Origin of the sequence: Lysobacter enzymogenes, from assembly GCF_900106525.1 — a bacterium.
Lineage (GTDB): Bacteria > Pseudomonadota > Gammaproteobacteria > Xanthomonadales > Xanthomonadaceae > Lysobacter > Lysobacter enzymogenes.
Genome location: NZ_FNOG01000005.1, coordinates 222425 through 237276, shown reverse-complemented (window position 1 = coordinate 237276; position 14852 = coordinate 222425). Strand labels below are relative to the sequence as shown.

The following is a 14852-nucleotide window of genomic DNA, read 5'->3' as shown; positions in this document are numbered from 1 at the left end:
ATGGCCGCCGACGCCGGCAGCAGCTTCGTCCACGACTTCGCCGCGCAACGCGCCGCCGCGCCGGACTTGCGCGCACGCCGCGACCGCATCGACCTGTGGCTGCTGCGCTACGACCGCGTCGGCGACGAAGCCTTGCTGGCGCGCCTGCGCGAGACGCTGGATGCGGGCGAGCGGGCGCAGGAGCCGCGCTACTACTTCGCCGACGACCGCAAGCGCTATCTGCTGACCCGCGCCCTGGTCCGCGCCACCCTGTCGCGCTATGCGCCGCTGGCGCCGGCGCAATGGCGCTTCGGCGCCAACGCTTACGGCCGGCCGCATATCGATCCGGCGCAGCAGGCGCAGTTTGCGCCGGGGCTCTGCTTCAATATCTCCCACACCCATGGCCTGATCGCGCTGGCGGTGACCCAAGATCGCGAGATCGGCGTGGACGTGGAGCACGTAAGCCACCGCGCCGTGTCGCTCGGCATTGCCCATCGGTTCTTCGCCGCCGACGAGGTCGCGGCGCTGGCGCAGGTCGCCGCCGATCGGCAGCAGGACCGGTTCTTCGAGTACTGGACCTTCAAAGAGGCCTACATCAAGGCGCGCGGCATGGGCCTGTCGCTGCCGCTGGAGCGCTTCAGCTTCCACTATCCCTGCGAGCGCTCGGTGCGGTTGAGCGCGCAGCCCGATCTCGACGCAGACGCGGCGCGCTGGAGTCTGTGGCAATACCGGCCGCAGCCGGAATACCTGCTGGCGCTGTGCGCACACCGCGAGGCAGGCACGCAGGTGTGCGTGCGCGAGCTGTCGGCGCGACTGAAGGAGCAGGCGTTGACGCTGGCGCCTACGCGGCGCTCGGACGAAGGCTGAGGCGCGACCGCGCCGCTACCGCCGCGGAGACTTCAGGCCGGCTGCGCCGGCGCCAGCACCGCCGCCATCAGTTTTTCGTCCTGGCCGTAAGGCGTCATCAGCGCCTGCGTAGTGGAGCGCGTGCCTTGCGGGAGCAGGTACTTGGCGAAGGTCGCCAGCGTGCCCGACGGGCCGAGGTCGAGATAGCGGTGCGGTCCGCTGCGCTCCAACTGCGCGATCGCTTCGCCGAAGCGGATCGGCTGGCGCACCACGCGCCAGAAGAAATCCTGCGGCAGCTCGTCCAGCACCGCCGCCTGCTCGCAACACACCACCGGCAACGCGCCGCGACTCAGCGGCAGCACAGACGTGGCCGCGGCGAACGGCGCCTGCGCCGGTTCGATCCAGCGCGAGTGGAACGCATACGAGACCGCCAGGCGCTGGAAGCTGATCGCGCGCGCGCGCAATTCCTCCTCGATCGGCGCCAGCGCGGCCTGCGGCGCGGCCACGGCGAAATGGCTGGAGAAATTGACCGCCGCCAGTTCGCTGCGCTCGCTCAGGAACGGCTGCGCGTACAGCGCCGGGTCGGCCAGGATCGCGATCATCGCGCCGCGCTCGCAGTGGCCTTCGAAGGCTTCTGCCTGGGCCACCACCGCCTGCATCGCATCCTCCACCGACACGTGCCCGGCCACCGCCGCGGCGGCGAACGAGCCCAGGCTCGCGCCCAGGCACAAGTCCGGGCGCACGCCGCGTTCGATCAGGCAACGCGCCAGCGCGTACTCGACCATGAAGATCGCGGGATGGCTGTGGGCGGTGCGGTCGAAGGCCTCGGCCTTGCCGCGCGAATGGATGACATCGATGACAGATTCGCCGCACCACTCGCGCGCGAAATCGTCCAGATGAATCATCCAGCGGCGGAAGACGTCGTCGTCCTGGTACAGCCGTCGGCCCATCTGGAAGTACTGCGAGCCTTGCCCGGAGAACATGAAAACGGTGCTGGCGGGCGGCATCGGCGGTCTCGGCTGGCGCCGGAGGCGCCCTGGAAGCGCAAGTTTAACGGCCCGCGCGGCCGCCGCGCGGTGATCGGTAGCGGGCGTGTGCGAGTCGCGCCGGTATACTTTATCGCGCTGTCTATTATCTTCGCCATATCGGCCCTTCGCGCGGCTACATTCTTTTCGATTCCGTTTCGATGCGCTTTCACTTCGGTGAAAAGCGACCCTGCGCGTCGCTAATGGCCGTTTTCCGGCCTGTTCTACGTCGTCGATGCAATGCGCCGGATAATCTCGGCCGAGCAGGGAGCGGGTATCCGATGATTTCCGAGCCCGTCGCCCATCGACCGCACAAGCGTATTCACACGCGTGCAGGACGCATTTTTGGGCCAACGGTCATGACATTCCCATCAGACCTGGGTTAGCGCGCATTAGGTGCCTGTAAATAAGCTGAAATGAGCAATTTTTGTACTGCTCAGCATGGTATTTCGGTGCATTCACACCACACATCACCGCCGCGTCGTGACTCCGGTCAAATTGGAACTTTATCGCTCCGCGCGGCCGCGATTAACTAAACTAAATTCCTGATTCCACATCCCAATTCGCGCCACGATTCGTTTACTTGCGAATCGATTCTGGCACCGTATGCACATGCCACCGGGCACGACGGGCACGGCGGCGGCGAAGCGGTAATCCACTCGCATCGCCCGCCGCGGTAGTTTCGTCGATGCACGGATCGGCTTCGGCACGACCGGCGCTGGGACCGTCGGATGTGTCCGTATCGCAACATCCAGCAGCAACCACAACTTCCGCATCGATGCCGGCACGGGGACGGCAGGGACGCGCGCGGCCGCAAGGCCGTCTCGAGCCCTCTGCGCTCCCCTCACGCCAACGGTTCCGGCCTGCGCCGGCGCCGGCGCGTGGCCGCGCCTGTTGCGCGAAGGGCAGTCGTTCGTTTGGCAATACGCGTTGCGGGCGCAACGCGAGCCTGTCCTACGAGACCAAGAGGCCGTTGAGTGAGCGAATCGAGTTCCGAACCCTGGCTGGTGCTGCGCACCCGCTGCCGTCACGAGAACGTGGTGGAAGACAGCCTGCAGCAGAAGAGCATCAAGGCGTATCTGCCCCGGCGCAGCGTGGTCACGCGTCGCCAGGACAAGAAGGCGGTGGTGGAGATGCCGCTGTTTCCGGGCTATGTGTTCGTCCAGCCCAGTCCCGAGCAGTACGAGAACATCCGCTACATCCGCGGTTCCTGCGGCCTGGTGCTGCAGGGAACCAAGCCGGCGACCATGCCCGAAGGCGATCTGCAGGCGGTCAAGCGCATGGTCGAAAGCGGCGCGACTTTGGAAGTGGCGCCGCGGGTGATGCCGGGCCAGCGCGTGGAAGTGATCGCCGGCCCGTTCGCCGGCGTGTGCGGCGAACTGGTACGGGTGCGCAGCCAGGAGCACCTGGTCATCAACGCGCACATGCTCGGCAGTTGCGTCAGCGTGGAAGTCGACGCCGACGCGATCGCGGCGCTGTAGCCGCGCGCGCGGCGTAGCGCCGGCGCGCAGTCGATGCCGCGCCGGCAACGGACCGCGGCGCCGCTCGCGCCGCCGCGGTCGGTTTCAAGCGCCGCGGCGTGCGGCCGGTTCCAGCTCGGCCGCCTGCGCCGCGCGAGGCGTGCCGCGCCACGGCTCGGCCGGTGCGCGCAGATACGTGTCCAGCGCGTAACGCCACGGAATCGCCGCCACCAGCAGCGCCAGCGCCACCGCCATGTCGCGCGCCATCGGCGCGACCTCGCCGCCGTGGCCGCGCAAGGCCATTGGCGCGGCCACGGCCAGCAACCACACCAGCTTGTAGGCCAGTTGCACGAACAGCACCGGCAGCATCTTCTGCGGATAGCGCAGCCCCAGGCCGCTGAGCAGCGACACCGCGGCCCAGAAGCTGAAGGCGACGCCGTCCAGCGCCGGCCAGGGCGCGTCGCGGCCGAGAATGGTCGACCAGGCGTAAGCGCCGAGCAGGACGAAATCGAGCAGGAAATAGCCGCGGATCAAGCTCAGGCGCAGCGGACTCAAGGCCGCGCCGACAACGCGCGGACCCGGCAGGGACGGATCGGTCATGACTACCTCAGGCGTGGGGAAGCTCGGGTGCGTCGCGCGCCGCCGCGCAGGCTCCGCCGCGTCCCGCGCAGCGGAACCGGGCGAGCAGGGCGGTGGCGGGAATGCGCGGACGATGGTGTGTCCGCGTCGGCGATGCGGACTGCGCGATGCGCGATAGCCGCAATGACGGGGCGATGCTAGATCAGCGCGAGCGCACGCGGATGGAACGAGGACACAGATTGCGCGGCGAATCGGCCGAAGCGCGACGGCGGTCGTGAAGCCGCGCAGGCTATGCATCCGCGATGCGAGCGCAAATGTTGCGACGCGCGATTTTTCGTTGCGACGATGTCGGCGCTCCGCGCTTGCCGAGGATCGCAGCGCGTCGCAGCGGGCTTTGGCAGCTCAGGGCTTAGGGCGTTCGTGCGCGCTGATTGCAACGACAGCGATTAGCCGATACGCCGAGAGCGTCGCGACATAGACCGCGGCGAGGGGCGCGCACTGCGCGCCTCGCCGCGGCGCCGGCTCAACAGCTGACGGTGAACGAGCCGGTGTACTGCGGCGTGACCCGTCCCTGCACGCTGATCTGGCCCGTGCACTGGTTGTGCACCGCGCGTCCGACTTCGACGCCGTTTTCGAAATAGGTGCGGACCTCGCCCGGCGCGGGCAGATAGTCGTTCTTGGCCAGCAGCGGGCCGCTGGCGGCCGCCGTCAACAGCAGCGTCATCGCCAGGCACAGGGTCTTGGTGCTGCGCTTCATGCGCGTTTCCTCATTCGTCGTCGACCGCTTGTCGACGCCGCGATACTCGCCCATCCGCGCCGCTGCGTGCGTGGCACGACGCACAAAGCGGGGTGCGTTCGCGCGCGAATCCGCATGAACAGCGCGATGCCGGGATGCTCCGCGCGCGTTCATGCGCAGGCGCGGCGTGCAGCGTTCACCTCATTCATCGCCAGCGTTCACATCGTTCAGCGATCGCATCGCGCCCAGCGTTGCCCGCCTGGAACTGTCCGTTCGCCCGCGAAATCGTTGACCTCTACCTAAGCTGAGGTCATAGCGTTTGCGCACACGCCGCCGCTTTCGCTCGACCGAACGCAAGCGCCGCCGCATTACCACCTCCCCAGGAGAAAACGCATGGCCATCGCCTTCCCGAACATCGAACACGAGCCGCTCTTCGAACAGGCCTGGAACGACCCCGCCCACACCCGCTTCGAAATTCCGCCGCTGGACGTGAACCGGATCCTGGCCGAACGTTACGAGCTCGAACGCCCGCTGCAACTCACCCGCGCGCAGCTGTGGGACATGGAAGCGCGCAAGGCGCGCCGGCCCGACCTCTTCATTCCCTACGTGGTCGAGCCCGGCAGCGCAGCAGTGTGGGACGATCGCGGCGAAAACGCGGGCGTGGAGCGTTTCGTGCGCAAGTCGCGCCAGCGCCTGTGGCTGCAGCCGGAGCGGCACGAACTGATTCTTGAGCAGACCCGGGTCGATCACATCCAGCAGAAGGTGACCTTCATCGGCGCCGCCGAGTATCCCGGTGCCGACGGCGCTACCCTGCAAGCCGGCGAAGGCCAACCGATCTTCCATGTGATCCACGGCGTCAGCGGCGAGGAAACCCGGCCGTTGAACCTGTGGTCGGTGGTGTTCCTGACCCCGCAGCAGGACAGCCGCCTGCTCGCACCGTTCGTGCGCATGGCGTTCGAGGGATGGCTGCCGGGGTATGTCGAGATCTACATCCGCGACAATCTGAAGATCGGCATTTCGCGGCGTTCGTAAGACTCGGTTGCGCGAATCGTCTGCGGGCCGGCGCGATGCGGGCGATGCGTGCCGCGCAGCCGAATCAGCGCGCGGCGAAATGCGCCAGGAACATATCCGTCGCCGTATGCGCCACGCGCTCGCGCTCGTCCGCGCTCAGGATCGGATGGCCGAGGGTGATCTGCGGCCAGAACGCGAAGCCTTTGATCATGCCTTGCAGCAGCATCGAGGCGAACTGCGGGTCGTCGGTCTTGAGCCGGCCGTCGGCGGCGGCGGCGCGGATCCACACGGTCAGGCCTTCCTCCTTGTCGCCGACGCGCTTGAAGATCTGCTGCGCGCGTTCGGGCGAGGGGATGACCGCGGCGACGGCGACCCGGACCAGGTCGATGAAGGCTTCGTCGTGCAGCAGTTGCAGCTTCTGCTGGACCAGGTCGAGCAATTGCTGACGCAGCGGCCGGTCGGCGCGATAGGCCAGTTCCGGCGATTCGCGGCTGCGCTCGAACAACTGCTGCAGGATCTGCGCGAACAGCACTTCCTTGCTCGGGAAGTGGTTGTAGACGGTGCGCTTGGAGACGCCGGCGCTGGCCGCGATGCGGTCCATGCTGGTGGCTTCGTAGCCGGCCTGGCGGAATTCGGCCTCGGCGGCGTCGAGGATGGCCGCGCGCTTGCGGTCGGTCAGGCGGGCGGGGGCAGGGCGGTTCATGGCGGCAAGGTTACACCGCAGGGTTTACTTTTTCAAAAAGTACACTACACTGGGCAGTGTAATCATTCAGGCCGGCCTGTCCGGCTGCCCATCCCCGCTGTACCTGCCTGTTCACCGGAGTCCCGCTCGTGAGCGCCTGCCTGCTTTCCTTCGCCAAGCCCCAACGCCCCGCCGACGGACACGCCGCCTCGCCGCAGTTCGCCGATGGCCGCTTCCGCAATCCGGTCCCGCGCCCGGCCACCGGGCTGCGCAAGATGCTGCGGATCATCGCCGACGCCCTGTGGAACAAACCGGCCGACACGGTCCCGGCGGCCGCGCCGCCGGTCCTCGCGCTGACCCGTGAGGACTTGGCCCAGGCGCCGGACCGCAGCCTGTTCCGGCTCGGCCACTCGACCGTGCTGATCAAGCTGCGCGGCGGTTGGTGGATCACCGACCCGGTGTTCAGCGAACGCGCCTCGCCGGTGCAGTGGATCGGCCCCAAGCGCTTCCACGCACCGCCGATCGCCCTGGCCGATCTGCCGCCGCTGCGCGGGGTGATCCTCTCGCACGATCACTTCGACCATCTCGATTTCGACGCCGTGCTGACCCTGGCGAAGACCGCCGAGGTGTTCCTGACGCCGCTCGGCGTGGGCGACCGCCTGATCGGCTGGGGCGTCGACCCGGCCAAGGTGCGCCAGTTCGATTGGTGGCAGGGCACCGTCGTCGACGGCGTGCGCTTCGTCGCAACGCCCGCGCAGCATTTCTCCGGGCGCGGCCTGTTCGACAGCGACAAGACCCTGTGGGCCTCGTGGACGATCCTCGACGAAGCGCCGGGCGCGTCGCCGCTGCGGCTGTTCTTCAGCGGCGACACCGGCTACTTCGACGGCTTCGCCGAGATCGGCCGCCGCTTCGGCCCGTTCGATGTCGCGCTGATGGAAACCGGCGCCTACAACGCCAACTGGCCGCACGTGCACATGCAGCCCGAACAGACCGTCCAGGCGCACCTGGACTTGCGCGGCCGCTGGCTGCTGCCGATCCACAACGGCACCTTCGACCTGGCGATGCATGCCTGGACTGAGCCGTTCGAACGCGTCTCGGCCCTGGCCGCCGAACGCGGCGTCGCCCTGGTCACGCCGCGCATGGGCGAACGTGTCGATCTGTCCGCGCCGCAAGCCACCGCGACGTGGTGGCGCGAAACCGAGCAAGCCCAAGCGCAGCGCACCGCAACCGATCACACCCTCCACCGGCACGCCACCGAACGGACCGCCCGCCCATGAGACTGCGACTGCAACAGACCCTGGACGCCGACGCCATGCGCGGCATCACCGCCGCGGTGCTGCGCGCCGACCTCGGCAGCCGGATCAATTTCGAGCGCGATTTTGAGCACGACGCGCCGATCGTGCGGGTCGAGAACTGGCTGACCGTGGCCGAAACGGTGGAAGCGATCGCGCGCAGCGGCTATGCGATCGCGGCGGTGGTGGACGAGTCCAACGACGTTCCCAGAATAACCGCGGCGCGCTGACGCCGCGGCGGTATCGGCCGTCGCACTGCCTGGAGCCGGGACGCTCGCAGCTCAGCGCTGGCGCAATGCAGCGACGATCGCCGCCGCCGATTGCTCGGGTGTAAGCGCCTCGGTGTCCACGCGCAGCGCAGGCGCCGGCAGCGGCGGGAAGACGAAGCCGCCGCTGTCTTCGATCAAGCGGTACAAGACCGGATCGGTGAGCTTGCCGAAGCGATGCCGGCTGGGCTGGTCGAGCCTCTGCAGGACGGCGGCGGGCGAACACAGCAACTCGACGAACACAACCTCGCCGCCGCGCTCGCGCACCGCCGCGGCGAGCGCGTCGATCAGCGCCGGGTCGACGCTGGCCTCTGGATGGAAGGTGAATACGAACGAACGGTCGCTGGCCGCGGCTTGTTCGAACGCCGCGCTCCAGATCGCCGCGCGCATGCCACGGAAACCCGCGCTGCCGAATTCGAACAAGGCCAAGGCCGCGTCCACCGCCAGATGGTTGTGGAACAGCGGGATGCCCAGCGCCTGGGCTGCCAGGGTGCCGATGGTGTGCTTGCCGGAAGCGGCCGGGCCGTGGATGAAAACGACGCGCATGCGGGGAAGTCGAAGAACGAGAGTCTCGATGTTTATACCGGATCCGGATCAGGTTCTGCGCTGCGTGGCCGCTGTCGCGCATCGATGCTGCCCTGCGCCGATGCGAACATCGTTCGCAGCGGCCTGCACGATGCCGGCGCGCAACCGTTCCCGAGTCGAACGCCGTGACGGCCTAAGACCGCAGAACGCAAAGCCCCGTGCGGATGCGCAAACGGCGCAGGCCGCTCAATCCAGCGGCACGATCCGTATCCGCCGCGGCAGTGCCTGCAGCAGCATCCGGCAACGCGGGTGATGGTGGGTCGCGGCGAAGCCGCTGAGCACCGTTACGCACTCGCCGCTGCCCAGCGACCAGATCGCGGTGTCGCCGGCGAGCGTGGCGAACAGCGAACGGCCGTCGCTGAACAGTTCCTTCGGCTCGGCGCTCATGACCACGATCCGATCCGGCGCCGACGTCCCTTGGCGCACATCGACGATCCGCACGCCGGCGGGGGCGGCGACATTCTCGGCTTCCTCCTCGTCCCATTGGGCGATGCCGCCCAGGGCGATGTGGTCCTCGTCGATCCAGCACGCGGGCAGGTTCCAGTCGTCGCGCAGGGCGAGCCGCCGCTTCGAGGCGCCGTCGTCGGACTCCCACACGTTGGACGCCAGCCACGCCGCGGCGTCGAACACGCAAGGCACGCCGGCCGGCTGCCAAACCCAGCCCGAATCGAACAGCAAGCGGCCGGACGGGCTAGGCCGCAGCAGACCGTGGAAATAATCCAGATAGTGCGGCGGACGCTCGCCGTTTTCGTAACTCGTGGGGCCGCGCGCAGTGAGCAAGCTGCCGCTGCGCGGGTCGGACGCGTCGAGCCGATTCCAGGCGCTGCGATGGATCAGCACGGTCTCGCCCTGGAGCGGCAGGAAGCAGGCCGAGAACGGCACCGTGTCTTCGTAGTAGTCGCCGCCGTCGAGCCGCAGCGCGACCCGGAACGGCGCCAGAGCGACGACCAGCCCATGCCGGCCGCCATCGAACACCAGCGCCGCGAACTTGCCGTCGGCGCTGGCGTGCAGACGCCAGCGCGAGTCGAGTCCGAACGCGCCGGGGTTGTCGACCGTCTGCGCCGGCAATTCCACCGCGCCGAGATGCGTGGTGCGTCCGTCGCGCAGATCGATGCAGTGCAGGCCGCCGCTCGCGTCCAGCGCCAGCAGATCGCCGTCGGCGCGCGCGACCGGAGCGAGATCGAGCAGGTCGGGGCCGTTCCACTCCAGCGTCGATTCGTTCATGGCCGGCTCAAGGCGCGAAGATCTCGGGCTGGGTAGAGCGCCATGCGCCGATGCACCCGATCAGGCAGGCGGTGTAGCCGATCATTACGCTGTCGTCGCCGAGGCCGGCGAAGGTGATCGCGCGATTGGTCGTCTGCAATCGCCAGGCCAGCACCCGGCCAGAGAAGCCGGGACGCTCGTGCTCTTCGTCCAGATCCGGCTCGCCGTAGGCGTCGATGCAGGCCTGCGGCGTAGACTGCATGCTCAGGCCCTGCGGCAGAAGACCGGGGAAGGGCGCTTTGATCCGGCTGTCCGAACCCGGCGCGAGCAGTTCCACCGATCCGATCAGCCAATCATCGGCCTGCGCCGCGCGGGCGGTTGCGGTGAGTTTGCTCAGCTGCGGCGGCCGGTACACGTCGATGCGCACCGAGGCCTTGGGAATCCAGACGATGCTCTCGCTCAACGGGCTGTTGGGCGCGGCGACCCGCTTGACCTCCCAGCCGGCCAATACATCGCGGATCGCCTTGCCGTCGAACGCGTGCCCCAACAGGGCAATCAGCTGCTCCGATGCTTGTGTCACTCCAGACCTCTGTAGATTCGACGCGGGGCCGCGCATGGCGGAAGGATGCCGCGCGATCATGATAAATCGGCGCAGGCGCGACAAGCGCGTCGGTTCGCAGTCGCCGCGCCGCCGAGCGGGCGCAGGCAGATGGCATGGGGCGCTGGCCGGCGACGGATCGGTGCGCGCCGCGATTCAAGCGCAAGCGGCGATGAAGCGCCCGGCGCCTTTCATTTCCCCGCCGCCGGATCGACGAACTTGCGCCCGCTCGGCCCGGTTCCGCTGACCTGGATCACCGTCGGCTCGCGCACTTCGACATAGTGGGGAACGCCCGCCGGTTCGGTGTAGAAGCTGCCGGCCGGCAGCTTTTTCAAGCCGGCCGGATCGGTTTTCTCTCCATAGCCGGTGTACCAGCTGCCCGACAGGATGGTGATCTCGCGCGAATCGGTGTGGGTGTGCGGTGCGAGCTTGAATCCGGCGGGGAACTTGAGCCGGATCGTGTACGGGCCGGGTTTGTCCGGCGCGCCGATGAGCAGCGCCTGCTCCATGCCGGGCAGGGCTAGCCCGCCTTGCGAGGACCACTTCATCTGCGTGGGCGTCAGCGCGACCACCGGCGGCTCGGCCGCCTGGGCGAGCATGGCGGCCGACATCAACGCGGCCGCGCAGATCAGTTTGCTGTGCATGTTCGTCATCCTGCTAGGCCGCCTTGCGCGGCGGGAGCGCGGTCTGCACGCGTCGCTCAACCGGCGCGAGCGCGGATGCAGGCCGCACCCCGGATGCTATCGCGCACACCGCGAATTAATGCGAACGGGCGTACAGAACGAAACGCGCCGGCCGTCGCTGCGGCTCATCGGTGGGGCCGCGCATCGATCGTGTCGAGACGAACCGGCCGGCCGCAGCGACGCTAGAATCGGGCCTTCTTACAGGGACGAAAGCGAGCCGCAATGACCACGATGGCCCAGGCATTGGACGCGATCCGCGCAGCCCAGCAGGCGCTCAACCAAAGCGCGGACGAGGAATGGGGCGCCGACGATGCGTCCGAGGCGAGATTGCGCCATCCGGACCGGTGCGCGCGGCTTGCGGCGGTGGATCTCGGCGGCGCGCTCGCCGTCGACTACTACGGCGACGATCACGACGGCTGGGCCCTGGCCTCGGCGGTGCTGGCGCAAGCCGGCATCGCCGCGCACATCGCGCAACTGCGCATCGCCGGCCCCGACCAGGGCGCCAACGGCCTCAAGACCTGGGATTTCAGCGCGCTGATCGATGCCGCGCCGCGCTTCGGCCAACTGGCGGATCTGCAGATCGCGATCTCCGATCCGGGCGACCACAATCAGGCCACGGTCGAAGACGGCCAGCTGCCGGCCCTGCTCGCGTTGATGCCGGCCTTGCGCAACCTCGTGCTGCCGCAGGCACCGGAAGCGGAATTCTTCGAGCTCGACCTGCCCGAGCTGGCCAACCTTCGCACCGGCGGCGACTTCCGCACCCACGGCTTCATCCATCATCTGGCCCAGGCGCGGCGGCTGCCGTCGCTGGGCTTCGTCGACTTCACCGACTCGCTCGCCCCGTTTCTTTCGATCGAACCACAGCCGGACGACTGGGGCACCACGCCGTTCGAAGATTACGAGCGGCTGTTTCGCTCGTCGACGACGGAGCGTTTGTGGGGCTTGCGTCTGCGCAACACCGCATTGACCGAAGCCCAATATCTGGCGCTGCAGGCATTGCGGCCGCGCTGCCAGTTCAGCGTGGTGCTGGCGCCGCCGCATTGCTACGTCTCGCATTGGAACCGCTCGAACTTCCCGCATCGCCATCTGCTTGCGTTCGGCTGACCTTGGCGGCGGCGAGCCCCGCCCGCGCGAGGCGAGCGGGGCCGGGCGTGGCGCCGAAGTCAGTAGTCGAACCGCACCCGCAGCCCCACCGTGCGCGGGTCGTTCCAGTAGCCGCGGATGAAGCCGCCGGCGTCGTCGGCCCAGTTCTTGGTCATCTTGTCGGTGGCGTTGAGCACGTACAGCTCGGCGCGCCAGAACGACGGCGATTTCAGGCTCAGGCTGGCGTCGACCTTGGTGTAGGCCTCCTGCGCGTCGGAGATGTGCGGGTTGTCGAGATTGCGCAGGGTGAAGTACATCGTGTCCTGCCACTTCACGCTGACCCACGGCACCAGCTCGTAGCCGTTGCCGAACTTGAAGGTGTGCGAAGCATTGATGCCGGCGGTGAATTTCGGCGTCATCGGCAGATGGTTGCCGGTGATGTCGTAGACCTGACGGCCGGCCAGGGTCGGGTCGGGGCCGGTGTAAGGAGCCGGGCAGGGCGGTGCGCCGAACTCTTCGCGCACGCCGCAGTTCCATTCGTCGCTGAAGCTCGGGTAATCCTTGATCTTGCTGTCGATGTACGAGAAGAAGCCGCCGATGCGGGTGTTGGGCGTGGGCAGGTAGTCCACTTCCACTTCCAGGCCCGGGATGTTGACCGTGCCGACGTTGACGGTCTGCCACTTCTTGATCACGTCGCAGGTCGGGTCGAAGTCCGGGCAGGGCTCCTCGACGTGGACCTTGGCGGCGTAGAAGTCGCCGGTCACCTGCATGTCCTTGTAGCGGCTGTAGAAGGCGGTGACCGACAGGCTCAGGCGCTGGTCCAGCAGCAGGCCCTTGTAGCCGATTTCGAAGTTGGTGACGGTTTCGGGCTTGTACGAGAAGAAGGTGTACTGCGGGCCGGGCGGGCCGTCGATGCAGACTTTGCCGCCGCATTTGTCGTCCTTGTCGCCGAAGCCGCCGGCCTTGTAGCCGGTGGACAGCGAGGCGAACAGGATCTCGTTCTCGGACAGATCTTTGGTCAGGCCCAGGCGCCAAGTGACCTTGCGCCAGGATTCGGAGTTGGCGTTCTCCGCCGGCGGCCCCCACAGCTTGTAGGCATCGATACCGCCGAACGGCCCCATCCGTTCGCTCAGGTCGCGGCCGTTGTGCGGACGAAAGCCCGGCTGGCCCGGCGTGCCCGGGTTGTACAGGCCGTTGTAGTAGGCGGTCGAGGTGGCGTCCCAACCGCCGTACACCTGGCCGCCGCGGTCGGTCTTTTCGTCGCGGCTGTAGCGTGCGCCCGCGGTCAAGGTCCAGGTCGGCGCGAAGCGCCAGTCCGCCTGGCTGAAGATCGCCTTGGCGTCGATCTGGCGATCGGGCTGGTGATAGAGCTGGCTGATCGGGTAGCCGTACGGCGCGTTGACCAGCATTTCCTGGGCGTAGTCGATCTGGTTCTTCTCGCGCATCCAGAACAGGCCGGACACCAGCTTCAGGCGTTCGCCCTGGTGCTTGTACTGCAGTTCGTGCACGAACGATTTGTACTTCGAATCCAGGGTGATCGAGGTGTTGTCGCGCACCGGCCACACGCCCCAGTCGCCTTCGGCCGGCGGCGGGAACGTCGCGGTCACCTGCGAGGGAATCTCGTGATAGCCGCCGTCGTCGTCGGCGATCTGCGAGCGCTTCTGGGTGGCGAAGGCGACGCTGTACTCGAGGCTGTTGCGGTCGTCGATGAACCAGTTGAGGTTGGAGCGGACCGTGTCGATGGACATGTCGGTCTTGCCGGGCACGTTGATCTTCACGTCCCACTTGCCGCCGGGGCAGGCGAAGCGGGTGCCGGCGGCCTGGTCGCAATCCTTCAGGCCGACCTGGCCGGCGCCGTCGTTCTGGAACTTCTCGTAAGCCAGCAGCCATTCGACGTTGTCGCTGAAGGCGAAGCGCGCGGCCAGGCGCACCGCCCATTCGTCGCGGTTGTAGTAGTACTTGTCGCGCCCGACCTTGACGTTGCGGCGCTGGTCCACGTCCGGGATGCCGTCGGCGATGAAGCCGCGCTCGGGAATATCGACGTCGGTGAAGTCCTGTTGCTGGTCGATCCAGCCGTCGCGCTCGACCTTGGTCGCGGAGAAGCGCAGGGCGAAGCGGTCGTTGACCGCGATGTTCTGGATCAGGTTGAGCTGGCGCAGGTTGTAGCTGCCCACGTCGATCTCGGCGCTGCCGAAGGTGGAATCGAAGCGCGGCTTGGCCGGAATGATGTTGATGCTGCCGCCGGTGGAGTTGCGCCCGAACAGCGTGCCCTGCGGGCCGCGCAGCACTTCGACCTGGTCGACGTCGAACATCAGCGCCAGCGCGCCCTGCGGCCGCGGCGAGTACAAACCGGCCACGTGCAGGCCGACGGCCGGGTCGCCGATTTCGGTGAAGTTGTTGGCGCCGATGCCGCGGATGCTGACCTGCACGCCGGAATCCGGGCCGGAGGCGATCTGCAGGTTGGGCATGCTGCCGGACAGCCCGCGCACGTCGCGCACGCCTTCGCGGGTCAGCGCGTCCTGGGTGACGGCGGTGACGGTCACCGGCGTTTTCAGCAGGTCCGATTCCAGGCGCGTGGCCGAAACGCGCACGGTTTCCAGGGTGGCGCGGGCCTCGCCCGTCTGGCCCTGCGCGGCGTCGGCTTGCCCGGCTTGGGCCGGTTCCTTCCCCTCCGCCGCGGCGGACTGGGCCATGACCGGCGCGGTCGCGCAGCCGATCAATACCGCGGCCACCGCGGCGGCGATGCCGGTCGGTCGAACATCGCGGGGATGCTTTTTCATCGTTGGCTCCTGGTTGTGCGGCGACACGGGCCCGCGGGCCCGCG

At 67.9% G+C, this 14852-nt stretch carries 15 protein-coding genes; 6 read left to right on the top strand and 9 right to left on the bottom strand.

Annotated features, from left to right (window positions below):
• Positions 1–846 carry a 4'-phosphopantetheinyl transferase family protein gene (locus tag BLU84_RS14360; RefSeq protein WP_074868359.1) on the top strand — a complete coding sequence of 282 codons (846 nt, stop codon included), beginning with the start codon at positions 1–3 and terminating at the stop codon, positions 844–846.
• Positions 847–878: 32 nt separating this feature from the next.
• Here BLU84_RS14360 and BLU84_RS14355 read toward each other — a convergent pair whose 3' ends face one another.
• The gene (locus tag BLU84_RS14355; protein WP_074868356.1) at positions 879–1832 is read right to left on the bottom strand and encodes an acyltransferase domain-containing protein; all 954 of its coding nucleotides are present in this window, start codon (positions 1830–1832) and stop codon (positions 879–881) included.
• Positions 1833–2827: 995 nt separating this feature from the next.
• On the opposite strand from BLU84_RS14355, the gene BLU84_RS14350 reads away from it, so the two are divergent.
• Entirely contained in the window at positions 2828–3331 is a 504-nt protein-coding gene (locus tag BLU84_RS14350) for a UpxY family transcription antiterminator (protein WP_074868352.1), read from the top strand.
• A gap of 84 nt (positions 3332–3415) precedes the next feature.
• On the opposite strand, the gene BLU84_RS14345 is transcribed toward BLU84_RS14350, so the two are convergent.
• On the bottom strand, positions 3416–3910 hold the full coding sequence (locus BLU84_RS14345; RefSeq protein WP_074868348.1) for a hypothetical protein: 495 nt from the start codon (positions 3908–3910) through the stop codon (positions 3416–3418).
• A gap of 502 nt (positions 3911–4412) precedes the next feature.
• Positions 4413–4646 carry a hypothetical protein gene (locus BLU84_RS14340; protein WP_139175006.1) on the bottom strand — a complete coding sequence of 78 codons (234 nt, stop codon included), beginning with the start codon at positions 4644–4646 and terminating at the stop codon, positions 4413–4415.
• Positions 4647–5018: 372 nt separating this feature from the next.
• Here BLU84_RS14340 and BLU84_RS14335 point away from each other — a divergent pair, with 372 nt between their 5' ends.
• On the top strand, positions 5019–5657 hold the full coding sequence (locus BLU84_RS14335; protein ID WP_074868341.1) for a hypothetical protein: 639 nt from the start codon (positions 5019–5021) through the stop codon (positions 5655–5657).
• A 64-nt stretch (positions 5658–5721) separates the two neighbouring features.
• On the opposite strand, the gene BLU84_RS14330 is transcribed toward BLU84_RS14335, so the two are convergent.
• Complete coding sequence (locus BLU84_RS14330; RefSeq protein WP_074868338.1) at positions 5722–6339, bottom strand: TetR/AcrR family transcriptional regulator; 618 nt, start codon at positions 6337–6339, stop codon at positions 5722–5724.
• A 128-nt stretch (positions 6340–6467) separates the two neighbouring features.
• On the opposite strand from BLU84_RS14330, the gene BLU84_RS14325 reads away from it, so the two are divergent.
• A complete protein-coding gene (locus BLU84_RS14325) occupies positions 6468–7595 on the top strand; it encodes an MBL fold metallo-hydrolase (RefSeq protein ID WP_233431143.1) in 1128 nt (375 codons plus the stop codon).
• A complete protein-coding gene (locus BLU84_RS14320) occupies positions 7592–7840 on the top strand; it encodes a hypothetical protein (protein ID WP_074868329.1) in 249 nt (82 codons plus the stop codon). Before BLU84_RS14325 ends, BLU84_RS14320 begins: the two co-directional genes overlap by 4 nt.
• 51 nt (positions 7841–7891) lie before the next feature.
• Here BLU84_RS14320 and BLU84_RS14315 read toward each other — a convergent pair whose 3' ends face one another.
• From BLU84_RS14315 to BLU84_RS14300, 4 genes are all read right to left on the bottom strand, one after another.
• Positions 7892–8422, bottom strand: coding sequence for a P-loop nucleotide/nucleoside kinase family protein (locus BLU84_RS14315; RefSeq protein WP_074868325.1), 531 nt, complete (start codon positions 8420–8422; stop codon positions 7892–7894).
• Between the two features lie 225 nt (positions 8423–8647).
• The gene (locus tag BLU84_RS14310; protein ID WP_074868323.1) at positions 8648–9685 is read right to left on the bottom strand and encodes a hypothetical protein; all 1038 of its coding nucleotides are present in this window, start codon (positions 9683–9685) and stop codon (positions 8648–8650) included.
• A 7-nt stretch (positions 9686–9692) separates the two neighbouring features.
• Positions 9693–10328, bottom strand: coding sequence for a hypothetical protein (locus BLU84_RS14305; protein ID WP_211664544.1), 636 nt, complete (start codon positions 10326–10328; stop codon positions 9693–9695).
• 125 nt (positions 10329–10453) lie between these two features.
• Positions 10454–10906 (bottom strand): cupin domain-containing protein, encoded by a 453-nt coding sequence (locus BLU84_RS14300; protein WP_074868982.1) that lies wholly within the window; start codon positions 10904–10906, stop codon positions 10454–10456.
• Between the two features lie 261 nt (positions 10907–11167).
• Between BLU84_RS14300 and BLU84_RS14295 the strand changes: the two genes are divergently transcribed.
• Positions 11168–12049, top strand: coding sequence for a hypothetical protein (locus BLU84_RS14295; RefSeq protein ID WP_074868318.1), 882 nt, complete (start codon positions 11168–11170; stop codon positions 12047–12049).
• A 59-nt stretch (positions 12050–12108) separates the two neighbouring features.
• On the opposite strand, the gene BLU84_RS14290 is transcribed toward BLU84_RS14295, so the two are convergent.
• On the bottom strand, positions 12109–14808 hold the full coding sequence (locus BLU84_RS14290) for a TonB-dependent receptor (RefSeq protein WP_074868315.1): 2700 nt from the start codon (positions 14806–14808) through the stop codon (positions 12109–12111).
• Positions 14809–14852: the final 44 nt, after the last annotated feature.

What these genes read in the sequence shown, in the direction of transcription:
- BLU84_RS14360 (WP_074868359.1), top strand. Translation starts at nt 1, where the DNA reads ATGGCCGCCGACGCCGGCAGCAGCTTCGTCCACGACTTCGCCGCGCAA.
- BLU84_RS14355 (WP_074868356.1), bottom strand. Translation starts at nt 1,832, where the DNA reads ATGCCGCCCGCCAGCACCGTTTTCATGTTCTCCGGGCAAGGCTCGCAG.
- BLU84_RS14345 (WP_074868348.1), bottom strand. Translation starts at nt 3,910, where the DNA reads ATGACCGATCCGTCCCTGCCGGGTCCGCGCGTTGTCGGCGCGGCCTTG.
- BLU84_RS14340 (WP_139175006.1), bottom strand. Translation starts at nt 4,646, where the DNA reads ATGAAGCGCAGCACCAAGACCCTGTGCCTGGCGATGACGCTGCTGTTG.
- BLU84_RS14335 (WP_074868341.1), top strand. Translation starts at nt 5,019, where the DNA reads ATGGCCATCGCCTTCCCGAACATCGAACACGAGCCGCTCTTCGAACAG.
- BLU84_RS14330 (WP_074868338.1), bottom strand. Translation starts at nt 6,339, where the DNA reads ATGAACCGCCCTGCCCCCGCCCGCCTGACCGACCGCAAGCGCGCGGCC.
- BLU84_RS14320 (WP_074868329.1), top strand. Translation starts at nt 7,592, where the DNA reads ATGAGACTGCGACTGCAACAGACCCTGGACGCCGACGCCATGCGCGGC.
- BLU84_RS14315 (WP_074868325.1), bottom strand. Translation starts at nt 8,422, where the DNA reads ATGCGCGTCGTTTTCATCCACGGCCCGGCCGCTTCCGGCAAGCACACC.
- BLU84_RS14310 (WP_074868323.1), bottom strand. Translation starts at nt 9,685, where the DNA reads ATGAACGAATCGACGCTGGAGTGGAACGGCCCCGACCTGCTCGATCTC.
- BLU84_RS14300 (WP_074868982.1), bottom strand. Translation starts at nt 10,906, where the DNA reads ATGCACAGCAAACTGATCTGCGCGGCCGCGTTGATGTCGGCCGCCATG.
- BLU84_RS14295 (WP_074868318.1), top strand. Translation starts at nt 11,168, where the DNA reads ATGACCACGATGGCCCAGGCATTGGACGCGATCCGCGCAGCCCAGCAG.
- BLU84_RS14290 (WP_074868315.1), bottom strand. Translation starts at nt 14,808, where the DNA reads ATGAAAAAGCATCCCCGCGATGTTCGACCGACCGGCATCGCCGCCGCG.